The sequence below is a fragment of the Achromobacter ruhlandii genome, assembly GCF_902859695.1.
Classification (GTDB): domain Bacteria; phylum Pseudomonadota; class Gammaproteobacteria; order Burkholderiales; family Burkholderiaceae_B; genus Achromobacter; species Achromobacter ruhlandii.
The window spans coordinates 81370-98082 of record NZ_CADIJL010000001.1 but is presented as its reverse complement, the minus strand read 5'-3'; the positions used below and the strand labels follow the sequence as shown (position 1 = coordinate 98082).

At 68.6% G+C, this 16713-nt stretch carries 10 protein-coding genes; 4 read left to right on the top strand and 6 right to left on the bottom strand.

Going from position 1 to position 16713, the window contains the following annotated elements; translation table 11 throughout:
• Nucleotides 1–250: 250 nt before the first annotated feature.
• From HV742_RS00405 to HV742_RS00390, 4 genes are all read left to right on the top strand, one after another.
• A complete protein-coding gene (locus HV742_RS00405; protein WP_175144280.1) occupies nucleotides 251–4297 on the top strand; it encodes an autotransporter domain-containing protein in 4047 nt (1348 codons plus the stop codon).
• A 233-nt stretch (nucleotides 4298–4530) separates the two neighbouring features.
• Nucleotides 4531–5229: a response regulator transcription factor gene (locus HV742_RS00400; protein WP_068950191.1), complete on the top strand. Its 699-nt coding sequence runs from the start codon at nucleotides 4531–4533 to the stop codon at nucleotides 5227–5229.
• Between the two features lie 4 nt (nucleotides 5230–5233).
• Nucleotides 5234–6640, top strand: a complete 1407-nt coding sequence (locus HV742_RS00395; protein ID WP_217482363.1) for a sensor histidine kinase — start codon at nucleotides 5234–5236, stop codon at nucleotides 6638–6640.
• Complete coding sequence (locus HV742_RS00390; protein ID WP_175144278.1) at nucleotides 6630–7712, top strand: ABC transporter substrate-binding protein; 1083 nt, start codon at nucleotides 6630–6632, stop codon at nucleotides 7710–7712. The genes HV742_RS00395 and HV742_RS00390 overlap by 11 nt, the downstream gene beginning before the upstream one ends.
• A 125-nt stretch (nucleotides 7713–7837) precedes the next feature.
• Here HV742_RS00390 and HV742_RS00385 read toward each other — a convergent pair whose 3' ends face one another.
• The 6 genes from HV742_RS00385 to HV742_RS00360 all read right to left on the bottom strand — a co-directional run bounded on the left by HV742_RS00385 (nucleotide 7838) and on the right by HV742_RS00360 (nucleotide 16612).
• Nucleotides 7838–8461 carry a response regulator transcription factor gene (locus tag HV742_RS00385; RefSeq protein ID WP_175144277.1) on the bottom strand — a complete coding sequence of 208 codons (624 nt, stop codon included), beginning with the start codon at nucleotides 8459–8461 and terminating at the stop codon, nucleotides 7838–7840.
• Nucleotides 8458–9537 (bottom strand): sensor histidine kinase, encoded by a 1080-nt coding sequence (locus HV742_RS00380; protein ID WP_175144276.1) that lies wholly within the window; start codon nucleotides 9535–9537, stop codon nucleotides 8458–8460. The genes HV742_RS00385 and HV742_RS00380 overlap by 4 nt, the downstream gene beginning before the upstream one ends.
• A 388-nt stretch (nucleotides 9538–9925) precedes the next feature.
• Nucleotides 9926–10120 carry a hypothetical protein gene (locus HV742_RS00375; RefSeq protein ID WP_100505510.1) on the bottom strand — a complete coding sequence of 65 codons (195 nt, stop codon included), beginning with the start codon at nucleotides 10118–10120 and terminating at the stop codon, nucleotides 9926–9928.
• An 18-nt stretch (nucleotides 10121–10138) separates the two neighbouring features.
• Nucleotides 10139–12907 (bottom strand): magnesium-translocating P-type ATPase, encoded by a 2769-nt coding sequence (gene mgtA, locus HV742_RS00370; protein ID WP_081330412.1) that lies wholly within the window; start codon nucleotides 12905–12907, stop codon nucleotides 10139–10141.
• A 116-nt stretch (nucleotides 12908–13023) separates the two neighbouring features.
• Nucleotides 13024–13359, bottom strand: a complete 336-nt coding sequence (locus HV742_RS00365) for a hypothetical protein (protein WP_175144275.1) — start codon at nucleotides 13357–13359, stop codon at nucleotides 13024–13026.
• Between the two features lie 319 nt (nucleotides 13360–13678).
• Nucleotides 13679–16612, bottom strand: coding sequence for a TonB-dependent receptor (locus HV742_RS00360; protein WP_175144274.1), 2934 nt, complete (start codon nucleotides 16610–16612; stop codon nucleotides 13679–13681).
• Between the last annotated feature and the right edge of the window lie 101 nt (nucleotides 16613–16713).

Sequence of the window (16713 nt, the reverse complement as noted above, 5' to 3'; positions counted from 1 at the left end):
GCCCAGACCGGCGATCACTCGAGTCGACGAGCGCATCCAAGGCTTCCGGCCAGGAGATCGGGAAAACCTAAGACGATTCTGAAAATGTCAGCAAATGTAGCGCCCGTTCGTCCGGCGACACACAATCCATACGCATTTCCGAATTGCTCATTCACGTCATTCCATAACAAGCAGCACCCGCCCCCGGGGAGCGACGACGGCGCCCGGACGGGACGTTGCACCATCCCAAGGGGAAAGCATGAAAAGCAAGATGTCCCGAAAACGCCACCCTGCCCGGCCTCCCAAGGTGCGCCAGGGCGTGCGGGCTACGCACGCGGCGCTTCTGGCATTGGGCCAGGCGGTCTCGATCCCGGCGCAGGCGCAGACTTACGTCAACTACGACGGCACCCGAACCAACGACGAGCAGGCCGCGGTCGTGAGTTGGGCCAACCACCCGGAATTCAAGGCAGACTGGGGCTTGGGCGCGATGAACGCGCAATATGCTTACGCGCGCGGCCTGAGCGGCGCGGGCGTGAAGCTGGGCGCGGTGGATTCGGGGTATCTGCCGACGCACCAGGAATTCGCCAGCCGCGGCTTCATCGCGCTCAGGGTCAAAGGCACTTATCTGAACGACGGCGAGCAACTCGATGGTTCGCAGCTCGCCTGGCGCGCCGGCGAAGCCTTCGACCGGCCCGGCGCGTACATAGACTCGACGGATCCGGCTAAAAAAATCGGCGCGAACGACAACCACGGCAACCACGTATCGGGCACCATCGCCGCCGCCAAGAACGGCCAGGGCATGATGGGCGTCTCGTTTGGCAGCCAGTACTACACCACCAACTCCAACGGCACGGACTCGTCCCGATACGGGTCCAACATGGACTACAACTATTTCAAGGCCGCCTATGGCAACCTGGCGGCCGCGGGCGTGCGCGCCATCAACAGCAGCTGGGGCACGCCAGCGGACGCCGACAACTACAACACGCTGCCGAGTTTCACCCAGGCCTATCTGCGCATGAACAGCGCCGGCAAGAAAACCTGGCTGGACGCGGCCGCCGACGTCTCGCTGCAATATGGCGTGCTGCAGGTCTGGGCCAACGGCAACGCGGGGGTTGCAAATGCCTCGACACGCGCCGGCTTGCCCTACTTCCGTCCCGAGGTCGAGAAATACTGGATCGCGGCAACGGGCCTTCAGCAGTCGGGCGACCAGGGTTTCAACCAGTGCGGGCTGGCCAAGTACTGGTGCGTCGCCGCGCCCGGCTTCGGCATCCTCAGCGCCAACGTGGCCGGCGACGACAAATACACATTGTCCAGCGGCACATCCATGTCCGCGCCCCATGTGACCGGCGCGCTGGGCATCCTGATGGAACGCTATCCCTACCTGGGCAATGAGGAAATCCGCACGATCCTGCTGACCACCGCTTCGCATCGGGGCGCGGGCTCCGCCGATACGCCGAACGAACGCTATGGCTGGGGCGTGCCGGACTTGCGCAAAGGCATGGACGGCCCCGCCCAACTGCTGGGAAAGTTCACCGCCAACCTGCCGGCCGGCATGTCCGATACGTGGAAGAACAATATTTCCGAAGCGGCGCTGACGCAACGCCGCCGCGAGGAGACCGCGGAAGTTGCTGCCTGGGCCACTGAAAAATCCGCCTTGCAAAGCGGCATCAAGGCCGTGCCCACCGCCGGGCAAGCCACTCCCGACCTGATCACTGGCATGGCGCAGGCGCGTGCCCTGCTCGAAGAAGCCATCAAATCGAACATCAAGGGCATTTATACGGCGGCCCGCTTCGACGCGGCGCTGGCCGCGCTGCGGGCGGCCCCGCAGGGGTCCCTCCTGCTGGACATGTACGAAGCAGCCAACCCCAGATGGAGCGACCGCTACAGCAAGGCCGATGATTACACCAATTTCATCGCGGGGCGCAGTGACGGTGATCTGGCACAGGCGGCCTTCGACGCCCTTCGCGTCGCCACGATCAACCAGAACAAGTCGATCGCGGATCAGATCGACGTCCGGCAGGTCCGAGTCAACGCGCTGGCCGCCAAGACTAACGCCGACTACCGGGGCAGTCTGGTGAAGGCCGGCGCGGGCACGCTGATCCTGGCTGGCGACAACAGTTACTCGGGCGGCACCGAACTGCGGGAAGGCACGCTGGGCGTGGGCCACAACAACGCGCTCGGCATCGGTGCGCTCGCCATCGCGAACGGCGCGACGCTGCTGGCGGCGGCCGACAATCTGTCCCTGGGCAATGCGATCACCCTCACCGGCCTCGGCAAGGTCGACACACAGGCCCGGATGCTGACGCTGACAGGCGCCTTGGCCGACGGCCAGGCGGCCGGCGGGCTTGCCAAGCTGGGCGCCGGCACGCTGGTGCTGGCCGGCGCCAGCACCTATTCCGGGCCGACGCTGCTCCTGGACGGCACCTTGCGCGCCGGCTCGGCCGGCGTTTTCTCGTCACGCAGCGCCTTCATGTTGAGCGCCGGCACGCAGCTCGACCTGGGCGGCTGGGACCAGGCCATCGGCTCGCTGTCGGGCGGCGGTGCCGTCGCGCTGGGCGCGGCCACCCTGACCACCGGCGCGGACAACCAGCACAGCGTCTACACCGGCCGGATCCAAGGCACCGGGGGCCTGACCAAGACCGGCGCGGGCGTGTTCACGCTGGGCGCCGACAACAGCGCCTATCGAGGCCAGATCACCGTGAGCGGCGGCGGCCTGTGGCTGCGCGACGACGCGCGGCTCGGCGCCAGCGTGCTGGCGCGCACGGGCGCCTTGCTGGGCGGCACGGGCACCCTGGGCGCCACGACGATCGAAGCCGGCGCGGTGCACGCGCCTGGCAATCCTGTCGGCACGCAGACGGTCACCGGCGATTACGTCAATCGCGGCACGCTGCGCGCGAGCGGGGCGCCGTCGGCCGTGAGTCGCGTGGATGTCGCCGGCGGGGTGGACATCACCGGCGCCACGCTGGAACTGCAGCTCTCCCCGATGGATGCCGCCGCCTGGCAGCCGCTGAATGGCCCCTATACCCTGATCGCCAAGGACAGCCCCGGCGCGGTCAAAGGCGCATTCACCACCGTACGCAACCCCTTGCTCTTTCTGGACGCGCCGGTCAGCACCACGGGCGGAGATGGCAATGACGTCACGCTCGCGCTCAAGCGCAACGACCGCGGCATGTCCACCCTGGCCAGCTCCGCCAACCAGGCCAGCGTGGCTTCGGCCATCGACGCCCTGCCGCAAAGCCATGAAGTGTGGCGCACCATCGCGCTGAGCAATAACGTCGCCGCCCTGGACCCGGCGCTGGCCCAGCTGTCCGGCGACACCCACGCCAGCGTCGCCTCGGCGCTGGCCGGCGTGACGATGGCGCCGGCCGCGCTGAACGGACTGGCGGCCCTGCGCCACAATCTGTCGGCGCCCATGCAGCCGGGCGCGCCCACCGCGGCCGCCGACAATGGCGCGCCGCCACCCGCCTCGGCCCTGCCGCGCAGCGGCGCGTCGCCGTTGTGGATCCAGCTTGGCGGCGAATGGCGCAACCTGGCCGGCGATAGCAACGCGCCGAACCTGACTCAGCGCAGCACGTCGCTGACGATAGGCGGGGACGCGGCCGTAGGCGGCGGTTGGCGCATGGGCGGCGCCTTCGGCTACACCGACGCGCGGTTGAGCGCGCAAGCGCGCCAGGCCAGCGCCAGGACCGATAGCTACAGCGCCACCGTCTATGGCGGCAAGGCCTACGCGCTGGGCGCGGGCGCGCTCAAGCTGATGGCCGGCGGCGCCTATTCCTGGCACGTGGTCGACTCGCAACGCCAGGTGCGCTACGGCAGCCTGGATCAGCGGCTCAGCGCCAACTATCGCGGCGCCACGACGCAACTGTTCACCGAGGTCGGATACGCGCTGCCCCTGTCGGACGCGGCCGGCGTCGAACCGTTCATCGGCCTGGCCTGGAACCAGTTGCGCATGCGAGCGTTCTCCGAATCGGGCGGTTCGGCCGCGCTGTCCAGCGACGGACAGCGCCAGCGCAACGTCAGCAGCCTGGCCGGCCTGCGCGGCAACTGGCTGGTGCCCGACTCGAGCATCGCGCTGCGCGGCATGGTCGGCTGGCGCCATGTCTACGGCAACACCCGGCCTTCGGTCGCGTTGTCATTCGACCAGGGGCCCGCGTTCAGCGTGGCGGGCGCGCCGATCGCGCGCGATGCCGCACGTGTGGAACTGGGCGCGGACCTGGTGCAGATACGCAACATGACGGCCGGCTTGAGCTACGGCGGCGAGTTCGGCGGCGGCAACCGCCAGCATGCCGGGTCGCTTGACGTCCGCTGGCGCTTCTGAGGCGTGCGCGGCGCCGGCTAACAGCCGTCGGCGCCGCGCATACAAGGCCGGGCCGGACACGCCCGACGCCTGCGCGCCACGTCCATGGATACCTGGACAATCATGCTGGAAAACCGCCGCCCCCGGGCCAGGCTTGGACGCGCCCGCCGAGCCAATCGCCGGCTATGGCAGAGACATTCAGGGGACGGATACGAGGCAAAGGCGGAACTTGCCGCTATGCGACAATCTCGCGCATGCGGATTCTGGTGATCGAAGATGATGAGGACCTGGCCGACGCGCTCGTACGCCGACTGCGTCGTCTTGGGCATGCCGTTGATTGCCAGATGGATGGGTTGAACGCGGATGGGGTGTTGCAGTACGAGACCTTCGATCTGGTGATCCTGGATATCGGATTGCCGCGCATGTCGGGGTTCGAGATCCTGCATCGGTTGCGGGATCGGGGCAGCAAGACGCCGGTGCTGGCGTTGACGGCGCGCATCGATATCGAGGATCGGGTCCATGCGCTGGATACGGGGGCCGATGATTACCTGGCCAAGCCGTTCGACTTTCGCGAGCTGGAGGCGCGCTGCCGGGCGTTGCTGCGGCGGCCCAGCGTGCAGGCGGCGGGGGTGCTGCGGTTTGGCGAACTGGTGATCGACAGCGCGGCGCGGCAGGTCAGCCTGGCGGGGCAGCGCATCGATCTGCCCAAGCGGGAGTACAGCCTGCTCGAGATCCTGTTGGCCGGCATGAACCGCGCGGTCAGCAAGGCCGAGATCGCCAACAAGCTGTTCGCGTTCGATGACGAGGCCGCGCCCAATGCCATCGAGGTCTACATCGCGCGGCTGCGCAAGAAGCTGGAAGGCTCGCCGCTGCGCATCGAAACGCAACGCGGCACGGGCTATCTGCTGACGGCGGCCGGGGATGCCGACGCCACCGCGGCGCCAAGGGACTGAAACGGTGCGGTCCCGCCGTATTTCCGTGCGCCGGCGGCTGCTGGCGATGCTGCTGGGGCTGTTCGTCGTGGGACTGGGCGCGCTCTACCTGCTGGTGCGCGGCTATGCGCAGCAGACCGCCGACACCACCTACGACCAACTGCTGCGCGCCTCGGCGCTGTCGATGGCCGACAGCCTGCAGCTGGTGCAGGGCGAGTGGCAGATGGACATGCCCTACGCCGCCCTGGCGCTGCTGGAACAGGCGCCGCGCGACCGCGTTTTCTACCGCGTGACGGCCGCCGACGGCGCGCTGATTTCCGGCTACGCCGACCTGTCCACCCCACCCGCTCACGGCGCCGACGCCAGCGCCGCGCCGCAACTGTTCACCGCCGACTACCAGGGCCACGCCGTGCGGGTGGCATGGATGGAGCGCAAGATCGCCGGCCCGCGCGCCACCGAGACCGCGCTGATCCAGGTGGCGCAGACGCGCGAGGCGCGCAACGCGCTGGCCGAGCGCATCCTGTGGCAGGGCACGCTGGCGCTGATGGGCTTTACCGCCGCGGCGCTGGCGCTGGCCTATTGGGGCCTGCGGCGCTCGCTGTCGCCGATCCAGCGCATCGAGCGCGAGCTGGCCGCGCGCGGCGCCGCCGACCTGCATCCGATCGCCGCGCCGGTGCCCGAGGAACTGGACACGCTGGTGCATTCGCTCGACGGCTTCATGGCGCGGCTGTCCGAGAACCTCGACACCCTGCGCCTGTTCATCGCCGAGGCCGCGCACCAGTTGCGCACGCCGCTGGCCGCGCTGCACGCGCAGATGGAAGTGGCGCTGGACGAGGAAGACCCGGCCGAACAGCGCCGCAGCCTGCTGGCGGTGCTGCGCAATGCCGAGAAACTGTCGCGGCTGGTGAACCAGCTACTCAGCGACGCCAGCGTCATCCACCGCAGCAACGTGCGCAAGTTCGGTCCCGTGGACCTGGCCGAGCTGCTTTCGCAGGCCGTCTACGACACCGTGCCGCAGGCCGACCCGCAGCCCGATGTGCGGCTGCGCCTGCCCGCCGCGCAAGAGGGCGCGCCGCCCCGCATCGCGGGCGACAGCCTGATGCTGCGCGAGGCCTTCAAGAATCTGATCGACAATGCCCTGCGCCATGGCGCCTCGGCGGACGGCCACATCGACGTGCGGCTCGAACGCGACGACGCCGGCTGGCGCATCACCGTGGCCGACCAGGGGCCCGGCATCCCGCCCGCGCTGGCGCAAAGCGCCTTCGAGCGCTTCTCGCGCGGCCCCAACCCGCGCACGCCCGGCGCCGGCCTGGGACTGTCCATCGTCAAGCGCGTGGTCGACATCCACCACGGCTGGCTCAACCTCAGCAACCGCCCCGGCGGCGGTCTCGAAGCCGTCGTCCATCTGCCCGCCAACGCCCATGACGCCTAGACTTCCCCTGCTCGCGCGCCTGGCCGCGGCCGGCGCCGCCCTGATCCTGGCCGGCGCCAGCCCCGCCGCCGAGACCAGCGCCGACGGCCTGACGCTGGGCCCGGCCGACAGCAAGCACGTGCTGGTGCTGCACGCTTCCAACAGCGTGCAGGTGTTTCGCGGCGTGCTGGAAGACTTCAGCCAGCTCAACCCCGGCGTGCGCCTCGAATACACGGAGCTGTCGACCCAGGCACTGTATGCCGAAGTGGCGACCCGTGCCGCGCAGGCGCCGGGCGAGAAGGCCGGCCCCGACCTGGTCATCAGCAGCGCCATGGACCTGCAGACCAAGCTGGTCAACGATGGCCACGCGCAGCCGCACGTATCGCCGGAAACCCGCGCCCTGCCCGCCTGGGCCAACTGGCGCGACGAGGTCTTCAGCATCGGCACCGACCCCATCGTGATGGTCTACGACACCCGCCGGCTCGACGCCGCGCGCGCGCCCCGCACCCGCCGCGAACTGCTGGCGCTGCTGCAGGCGCCCGACCAGCCGCTGGCCGGCCGCATCTCGACCTACGATGTCGAAGGCAGCGGCATCGGCTACCTAGCCGCCACCCAGGACGCGCGCCTGGACAGCCTGGCCGGCGCGCTGCTGGCCGCCTTGGGCCGCAACGGCGTGCGCGTCCACGAATCGACCGAGCACGCGCTCGACAAGCTCGAACGCGGCGAGATCACGCTGGCCTACAACCTGCTCGAATCCTACACGCGCCATCGCATCGACCAGGGCGCGCCGCTGGCCATCGTCTATCCGCAGGACTACACGCTGATGCTGTCGCGCTCGGCCATCATTCCGCGGCAGGCGCCGCGCGCCGACCTGGGCGCGCGCTTTCTCGACTACCTGCTGTCGCCGCGCGGCCAGGAAATGATTGCGCGTCAATCCGGCATGCGCCCGGTAGGCGCCTCGATGGTGCCGGCCGCGGGGGTGCGGCCGGTGGCGTTGGGCGTGGGCTTGCTGGTGTACCTGGACCCGCTGAAGCAGCGCCACTTCCTCGACCTGTGGCGCGCCGCGGCGCAGCCGCCCGGCAAACCGGACTGACGCGGCCGCCCGCGCCGCGCGGCATCCGCTGCCCTTCAAGCGGGAGCGACGCGACGCCGCCTTCCCCGCAGCGCGGCGGCCTGCCAGCCGCGGACCGGCCGCACGCCTTTGCGCGACCACGCACGCTAACCGCCCAGTTGCCCGCCCGCGCGCACCAGGTCCGCCAGCGTGCGCACCTGCATCTTGCGCATGACGCGCCCGCGCCGCACCTTCACCGTGATCTCGCTGACGTTGAGTTCGGCCGCGATCTGCTTGTTCAGCATGCCGCGCACCACCCGCTCCATCACCGCCTTCTCGCCGTCGGTCAAAGTGTCCCAGCGGGCCTGGACCTCGTCCGATCCCGACGCGCTGGCCAGGTGCGCCCGATCCTTTTCCACCGCCGCGTGGATGGTGTCCAGCAGGTCCTGGTCGCGAAACGGCTTGGTCAGGAAGTCCACCGCGCCCAGCTTCATCGCCGCGACCGACATGGGGATGTCGCCGTGGCCGGTGATCATCACCACCGGCATGCGCCGCCGCTCCTGCTGCAGCCGCCGCAGCAGGTCCATGCCGCTCTGGCCCGGCAGGCGCACGTCCAGCACCAGGCAGGCGGGGCCGGCGCCCGGATCGGCGTCCAGGAATTCCTGCGCCGAGCCATAGCCGCGCACCGGCAGGCCGACCGAATGCATCAGGTCCTCCAGCGACTCGCGCAGCGAGGCGTCGTCATCGACGATGTGGATGGTGGCCGGCTCGGGCCGCGTGCTCGCGATCATGAAGACTCATCCTTGGCCGCCGCCGGCAGCATGAAACAGAACACCGCGCCCTCGCGCGCGGCGGGCTCGGCCCACAACCGGCCGCCGTGGCTCTCGATGATGCCGCGGCTGATGGTCAGGCCCAGGCCGGTGCCCTCCGGCTTGGTGCTCCAGAAGGTATCGAACAGGCGCTCGCGCGCCTGCGGGTCCAGGCCCGGGCCGGTGTCGGTCAACGAACACTGCACCTGCCCCGGCGCCTGGCACGACAGGCGCAACGTCAGATGGCGCGCGCCGGCCGGGGTCTGCTGCATCGCCTCGATGGCGTTGAGCACCAGGTTGACCAGCACCTGCCCCAGCTGCACGCGATCGCCCAGCACCGCCGGCACGCGCTCCTGGATGCGGGTGGACACCGCCACGTCGTTGCGCGCCAGCTCGTCGCCAGCCAGCTCCAGCACCTCGCCGATCACGTCGGCCAGGTCCAGCCGCTCGCGTTGCGGCGCGGCATTGCGCGCATCGCGGCGGATGCGCGCCACCACCTCGCTGGCGCGGTGCACGTCGCTGGTCATGCGCTGCAGCGCGCGCAGGGCCCGCTCGATGTTGGGCGGATCGTGCTCCAGCCAGCGCTGGCAGGCGCTGCCGCTGGTGGCGATGGCCGCCAGCGGCTGGTTGATCTCGTGGGCAATGGACGCGGTCAGCTCGCCCAGGCTGTGAATGCGCGCCATGCGCGCCAGCTGCGCGCGCGCCTCGAACGCCGCGTCCTCGGCCGCCGCCCGCTTGAGCGCCAGGTAGGTGGTCACGCCGATGGCGGCGATGCTGATGAGCGCATTGATCAGCCCCAGCTCGCGCAGCACGCCGCCGTTGGGCGTGAGGTACAGGCTGAGCAGCGTCAACGCCGCGCACGCCACCGCCACGATGGTGACGCCGCGCCGCGGCAGGAAGCTCAGCGCCGCCAGGATCACCGCCACGTAGAACACCGCCACGGCGATTTCCAGGCGGGTGAAGGTGTCCACCAGGAACACCAGCGCCATCAGCGCCACCAGCAATGCGACGCCCGCGCCGGGACGCTGCTTCAGATACCTGGCCGGCTTGAGGAACATGGCGCTGCCACCCCGTTGAATGGACGCCGGCGCCGGGCCCCGATGGCCGCGCGCCGCGAGACGCCATTGTAGAGACAGGCGCGGGCCGCCGCGCACTATCGGAAAGCCGGCATATACCAAGGTATAGGCCCGCCATCCCAATGGCGCCTCGCCCGGGCGGGGGCCGGTTCCTATAATTTTCGGGTCCCCAGCGACGCGTCCGCGGGCCGCGCCGTCCCGCCAACGCCTACCGGCAGCCTCCCCATGAAACCGTCCATCAAGGCCCTCTGGATCGTCCGCGGCGCCGTGCTCGTCGGCATCTGGATCGCGCTCGGCGTGCTCCAGGCGCTGCACCGCATCGCCTGAGGCAGGCGGGCGGCGCCTCGCCGCCCGCCTGCCCGTCCCGCCGTCAGGGCAGGAAACACAGGATCCCGCCCACACCCAACATCCACGCCAGCAGCATCGGCACCAGCAGCCGCAGCGGGATCAGCGGACCGTCCGGAAGGTCCGGCGTCTGTCCGGGCCGGCGCAAGGCGGCCCGTTCGATCTCGTAGGCGTGCATGTCGCGCGAAAACTTGCGCATTTCCTCGAACGCTTTTTCCATGTCGTCTCTCCCGGCATGTCAGTACCAGCGGCCGTAGCGGCGGATGTAGAAGGTCTTGACCTGCTGCGTCAGCGCGATGTAGCCCAGGATGGTCAGCGCCAGCCAGCCGAAGTAGATCGGCGGCAGGGCCACGAACCCGATCGACTCGGCGATCGGCGAGAACGGCAGCCAGCACGCCAGCGCGATCGCGGCGGTGGTCGACAACAGCACCGGCAGCGACGCCGTGCTCTGCAGGAACGGGATCTTGCGCGTGCGCAGCATGTGCACCACGAAGGTCTGCGATACCAGGCCCTCGATGAACCAGCCCGAATTCATGATGGTCTGGCCGCCGTCGCCGCCGTGCAGGGCATAGGCCGCGCCCGCGCCGAACACCGTCCACATCAGGAAATACGTGGTGATGTCGAACACCGACGAGGTCGGTCCCAGCCACAGCATGAAGCGCTGGATGTTGCCCGCTTCCCACTTGCGCGGCTTCTTCAGGAACTCGTCGTCCATGCGGTCCCACGGCAGGGTCAGTTGCGAGATGTCGTACACCAGGTTCTGGATCAGCAGCTGCAGCGACAGCATCGGCTCCCACGGCAGCCAGGCCGAGGCCACCAGCACCGAAAACACGTTGCCGAAGTTCGAACTGGCGGTCATGTTCAGGTACTTGAGGATGTTGCCGAAGGTCTCGCGGCCCTTGATGACGCCCTGCTCCAGCACCATCAGGTCCTTTTCCAGCAGCACGATATCGGCGGTTTCCTTGGCGATGTCGGCGCCGCTGTCCACCGAAATGCCGACGTCGGCGTCGCGCAGCGCGGGGGCATCGTTGATGCCGTCGCCCAGGAAGCCCACGGTGTGGCCGTTGGCCTGCAGCGCCTTGACCACCCGCGACTTCTGCAGCGGCGTCAGCTTGGCGAACAGCACCACGCCTTCGACGCGCCGGCACAGCGCCACGTCATCCATCCGCTCAATGTCGGCGCCCAGCAGGATGCGAGCGTCATCGTTGCCCAGGTCCAGGCCCACGTCGCGGCAGACCTTGGCGGCGACGATGGGGTTGTCGCCGGTCAGCACCTTGACCGCCACGCCATAGTCATTGAGCGCGCGGATCGCCGCCTGCGCCGAATCCTTGGGCGGGTCCAGGAAGGTCAGGAATCCCCGCAGCACCAGCCCGCTTTCATCGCCGGCCTGGAACTGCGTGCGGCCGGTGTCCTCCAGGCGGCGCGAGGCCACCAGCAGCACGCGGAATCCGTCCTGGTTGTACGCCTCGGCGCTGCGCAGCAGGCGCCTGCGCATGGCCGCGTCCAGCGGCCGCTCCTGGCCATCGATGACCACGCCGGTGCTGACCGCCAGCATTTCCTCGACCGCGCCCTTGGTGATCATCTCCAGGCCGCCATCGACGCTGCGCACCACCACCGACAGGCGCCGGCGCACGAAGTCGAACGGGATCTCATCGACCTTCTCGTGCATCGCGCTGCGTTCCCAGCCGCGCAGTTCGCGCGCGCGCGCCAGGATGGCGCGATCCATCAGGTTGCGCTGGCCGCTCTGGTTGGCGCTGTTGAGCCAGCCCAGCCGCAGCACCTCGTCGTCGACCTCGCCATCGACGTTGAAGTGGTGTTCCAGGATGATGCGGTCCTGCGTCAAGGTGCCGGTCTTGTCGGTGCACAGCACGTCCATGGCGCCGAAGTTCTGCACCGAATTCAGTCGCTTGACCACCACCTTGCGCCGCGCCATCGCCACCGCGCCCTTGGCCAGATTGGCCGAGACGATCATGGGCAGCATCTCCGGCGTCAGCCCCACCGCCACGGCCAGCGCGAAGGTCAGCGCGGTAACCCAGTCGCCCTTGGTCACGCCGTTGATGACGAACACGATCGGCACCATCACCAGCATGAACTTGATGAGCAGCCAAGACACGCTGTTGACGCCGCGGTCGAAGCTGGTCTCGACCCGCTTGGTCGACACCACATTCCTGGCCAGCGAACCGAAATAGGTATTCGGGCCGGTGCCCACCACCACCGCCGTGGCGGTGCCGCTGACCACGTTGGTGCCCATGAAACAGATGTTGGCCAGGTCCAGCAGCTCGGCGTTCTCGCCTGCCTGGGCCTCGGCGCGCTTGGCGCTGACGCTGCCCAGCGTGTCGTACTTCTCGACCGGCAGCGCCTCGCCCGTCAGGATGGCCTGGCTGATGAACAGGTCGCGAGATTGCAGCAGGCGGATGTCTGCCGGGATCATGTCGCCTGCCTGCAGTTCGACGATGTCGCCGGGCACCAGTTCGTTCATCGGCAGCTCGCGCCGCGCCGGTTCGCCCGACACGCTGCCCCGCCGCAACACGGTGGCGGTGCTGCGCACCATCGACTTGAGTTTTTCCGCCGCGCGGCCGGAACGGTACTCCTGGATGAACCGCAGCAGCCCGCTGATGGTCACCATGGTCAACATGATGACGATGCCGGTCCAGTCGCGGTCGGCGGGCGCGGCGAACTGGATGTCGGTGAAGTACGACACCGCCGCCAGCCCCAGCAGCACCAGCACGAAGGGATTGCGGAAAGCGCGTAGTAATTGCAGCCAGGCTGGCGCCGGCTTGTCATGCGCCACTTCGTTCAGGCCATCGATGGCGCGGCGCGCCGCCACCTCGGCCTCGGTCAGACCCTCGCGGTGCGCTTGCAGGGCCTGCAGGCTGTCATGCACCGACAGCCCGGCGTGGCGCGCCACGGGCATGGCGCGGGTCTTGCCCGCCGTCGCGGCGGCGGGCGCTTTCTCGCCGCGCGGACCCCGCGGGGCCGGCAGGGAGGCTTCCTGGATTGGTTTCATGTTCGCTGCTCCCGCCCGCGCGCGCCGCCGGCAGGAGCCGCCCCGTCAAGACGCGAGCAGCCCCCGTCCACGGCCCGCGCGGGCTTGGTGGATATTGTGAATCGGGTAAGGCGGAATCAATGCGGGACCAGCGCCGCCTGCGCGCGTGGCGCCGGGGCCACGCCGACGCGCAGCGTCTGCACGCCCAGATCGCGGCACAGGTCGCTGAGCCAGGTGATCACGGGCCACGGATTGCCGCTGTCGCTGCGCAGGCAGACGGCGGTGCAGGCTTGCTCGCCGTCGGCTGAATAGCGCACGTCCGTCACGGTCTCGGCACGCTGCCGCAGCTCCTCGTAGAGCCGCTTGCGGATCAGGGCCAGCACGGCGGGGCTGCCGTAGAAAGTCAGGTTGATGAAGGCCGGCGCGGGGGCCGCGCGGCGCACGGGGTTGGGGGACAGGATATGGGACAGCATGCGCGTCTCCTGGAAACAGGCGATTCCGCCCGCAGGGGTTCAGGTGGCGCATGCAAGCCGTCGCGGCTCCGGGTCGATCCGGACGGGCGTGGCGGCTGGCAGAAAAACGTGCAGACCCGCTAGACCCGGCGTGCGCCGTGGGTTCTGGTACTTCCGTCGTCTTCCACGGCGGGCTCCTATAGGGTGGCAACAGGCGGCAGTGTAGGTCTGCACCGGTGTTCCGAACAGATCATGGAACGTATACCTTGGTATAGCGATCGGCTCGGGCAGGCGGGCAGACAGGCCATGCAGGCTGCCCGCCCACCGACGCCATGCGCGCTCAGAAGCGCGTCTGCATGCCGATCCGGACCGTCCGGCCCGGCGCCGGCATGAAACTCTGCGCCAGCGGATCCAGGTAATAGCGGTTCGTCAGGTTCTGCACCGAGAGGCTCACCATCACCCGTTCGCGCAGCCGGTAGGTCATGAACAGGTCGAACAGGGTCACGGGGTGGTACACGAGCTGTTTCGTCGTCGGTGTTTCCTGCCACGGCTGGTCGGCCTTGACCGTGGGGCCCGAGGTGTAGGCCATGCGCCCGCCCAGCGTCAGCGTTTCATTGAAGAAGCGCAGGCCGGCGGTCAGGCTCAAGGCCAGCCTGGGCGGATTCTGGGTGTTGGTATACGAACCCATGAAACTTCCCGGCGTGCACGTCGGCGTGTTTTCCGTGTGCCGGGAAGCGCTGGGGTTGTCACGCAAGTGCTGCGCGAAGGCCGCGTCGCAGGTCTCGGTCTTCAGGTAATACGTGGCCGCCAGATCCGCGAACACCCGCCCGGCGTCATAGCGCGACTGGAATTCCAATCCGCTGGTCTTGTAGCGATCGGTGTTCCTCATCCGCAACGCCTTTTCGGTCAGCGCCTCCACGCCGTCATAGTCGTAGTAGCGCACGATGTAGTTCTTGATGTTGTTGTTGAAATAGACCAACTTGGCGGCGACCGTGTCGCCATCGGCCAACAGGTTGGCACGCACCGTGCTGGCGCCGAATTCCCAACTGTTGGAACGCTCTGGCTTGAGTCCCCTGCCCGGTGACAGGCTCATCGTGCCGAGGCTGGTCTCGAACAGGGATGGCAACCGCAGCCCCTGGGTGTACGAGGCATAGACGAAAGTGTCCGGGACCAGTTCCAGGTTCAGGCCCGCCGACGGGGCAAAGCCGCCGCAGCGGCTGCGCAGCCTGGGGGCATGCGCATAGCCGGTGACGACCTCTTTCACATCTTCGTCATAGACGCGGGTCGAGCCCGCGCCGAAGTCGTCGTACGGCACGCCGACCTCGGGGCGGTTGCTGTCCTGGTACACGATGCCGTTATGCAGGCGCGGATCGGTGGCGTCCGTGTACCGGCCATTCTCGTCCGGCCACCACGTCTGGTAGCCGAAGTTGCCCGGCCACCACCACTCGCCCGGCTTTTTCACCATGATGGCGCGATAGGGGCGCAGTTCGCGGATGGCGGTGGAATACACGCCGCGGTCCCTGACGTCGAAATGGCTGTAGCGGCCACCGCCCCACAACGTCAGCGACGCCACCGGCCGGTATTCCAGCTTGCCGTTCAGGCTGAACTCCCGGCGCGAGGCATCGCGGAGCACGCGGTTGCCGTCGATGTCCTGCTGCGTCGTCACCACGCCGCGCTGCGGCCGGAGATCCTCGACCTGGAACGAGCCGCCCAGGTTGAGGTTGACATCGCCGTGCGCCGTGCGCCACCGCGAGGTGTTGGCCAGATCGCCGCCGATGCGGCGGTCGGCCTGCCGGGTCCATCGGCGGTCCGTCACGTAGGCCTGGGACGCCGGCGCCCACACCGAGGTCAATTGGCTGGTCTTGGCATCCGTCATCCACAGGTTCACGCCCAGGTCCACCAGCGGATTGTCCGCCGGCTGGAACTGGTAGCGCGCCGTATAGGTGTCGATACCGGTTTCCCCCAGCGGATACTGCGTGATGCCCGCCGTCCCGGACCGGATGATGTCCGACGGCATGATTTCGCCGATTTTGCCGTCGTAGCGGCGATAGCCCAGTTCCAGCGTGTGGCCTTCGGCGGGTCGCAGCGTCAGTTTCAACAGCGTCGACTCGGTTTCGGCCGACGAATTCAACACTTCTTCGCCTGGATTGTAGGACTTGGCCACGCTGTTCCTCTCGTAGCGACCACCCGGGTAATACATGCGATAACGCTCTCGCCCCTTCTTGCCCGAGAAGTAGTTGCCCTGAGTACGGTGCGCGTAGGCCGCCACGAAGTCGAGGCGGTCGTTGGCATAGGCAAAGGCCAGGCTGCCCGATTTCGCGCGCGAACCGAACAGGCTGCCATGGCTATCGTGCGGCACGGCTCTCAGATCATTCGCCGAGGGCTCGCCGGTGGAGGACGGCGGCGGAGCGACGCCGCGATGCGGCGGCGCCACGCCGTTGTTCCATAACTCGCCCTTCAGGCGCAGGCCGACCCGGCTGCCTTCCGTCAGGATGTCCCGCACGCCCAGCGTGCGCATCTCCACCGACCCGCCGATGGCGCCGGACGTCACGGAAGGACCTTTGTTGACGGTCACGTCGCTGATCAGGTCCGGGTCGATATAGCTGCGCTGGGCCGTGCCCCCGTATCCGCGGTACACGTCCAGCGCCTGCTCGGAGCCGTCGACCCGCACCGCGACCCGGCTCTGCCCCTGGATGCCGCGGATGTTGACGTCCAGCGCGCCGCCGTTGCGGCTGTCGCCGACCTGCACGCCCGGGATGCCGGTCAATAGATCGCCGACCGACACCCTGCCGAATCGGTCGAGGTCCTGGCTCGACAGATACACGGATGATCGCGGCGCGGTGTAGACCTCTTTCCCGGCCACCGCATCGCCCTCGATTTCGACCGGCGCCAGGGTCAAGGCTCCCGGCGACACCACCAGCACATAGCCTGACGCGCCGCGCCGGGCCTGCAGGCCGGTACCGCGCAACAGCGCCGCGAAGCCTTCTTCCAGCGCGTAGCGGCCATGCAGCCCCGGACTCAGGCGACCGGCCACCTGCTCGGCAAGCAGCGACAACGCAATGTCGGACTGTTGCGCATAGCGGCTCAAGACGTCCGCCAGCGAGCCGGCGGGAATGTCGTATTGCCTGTCGAGGTGCTGCGCCTGGGCGACCAGCGCGACCGAAGCGCCCAACCCGGCCAGCACCAGGCGGGCAGCGGGGGGCAGGCCGCGGGGTTGCCGCCGCGGTGAAAATCGGAAACGGCGGCGCGGGCCTGCCGGGTGGAGCTTGTGCATGATCGTGGTCCTCAGCTCGGGCGCCGGGACCTATCGATACGTCCCGGATCATCGCCATTCAGAAGACATGACGCGCCAGGCTCCAAAACACGAACCAGCCA

What these genes read in the sequence shown, in the direction of transcription:
- mgtA (WP_081330412.1), bottom strand. Translation starts at nt 12,907, where the DNA reads ATGAAACCAATCCAGGAAGCCTCCCTGCCGGCCCCGCGGGGTCCGCGC.
- HV742_RS00400 (WP_068950191.1), top strand. Translation starts at nt 4,531, where the DNA reads ATGCGGATTCTGGTGATCGAAGATGATGAGGACCTGGCCGACGCGCTC.
- HV742_RS00365 (WP_175144275.1), bottom strand. Translation starts at nt 13,359, where the DNA reads ATGCTGTCCCATATCCTGTCCCCCAACCCCGTGCGCCGCGCGGCCCCC.
- HV742_RS00405 (WP_175144280.1), top strand. Translation starts at nt 251, where the DNA reads ATGTCCCGAAAACGCCACCCTGCCCGGCCTCCCAAGGTGCGCCAGGGC.
- HV742_RS00380 (WP_175144276.1), bottom strand. Translation starts at nt 9,537, where the DNA reads ATGTTCCTCAAGCCGGCCAGGTATCTGAAGCAGCGTCCCGGCGCGGGC.
- HV742_RS00360 (WP_175144274.1), bottom strand. Translation starts at nt 16,612, where the DNA reads ATGCACAAGCTCCACCCGGCAGGCCCGCGCCGCCGTTTCCGATTTTCA.
- HV742_RS00385 (WP_175144277.1), bottom strand. Translation starts at nt 8,461, where the DNA reads ATGATCGCGAGCACGCGGCCCGAGCCGGCCACCATCCACATCGTCGAT.
- HV742_RS00375 (WP_100505510.1), bottom strand. Translation starts at nt 10,120, where the DNA reads ATGGAAAAAGCGTTCGAGGAAATGCGCAAGTTTTCGCGCGACATGCAC.
- HV742_RS00390 (WP_175144278.1), top strand. Translation starts at nt 6,630, where the DNA reads ATGACGCCTAGACTTCCCCTGCTCGCGCGCCTGGCCGCGGCCGGCGCC.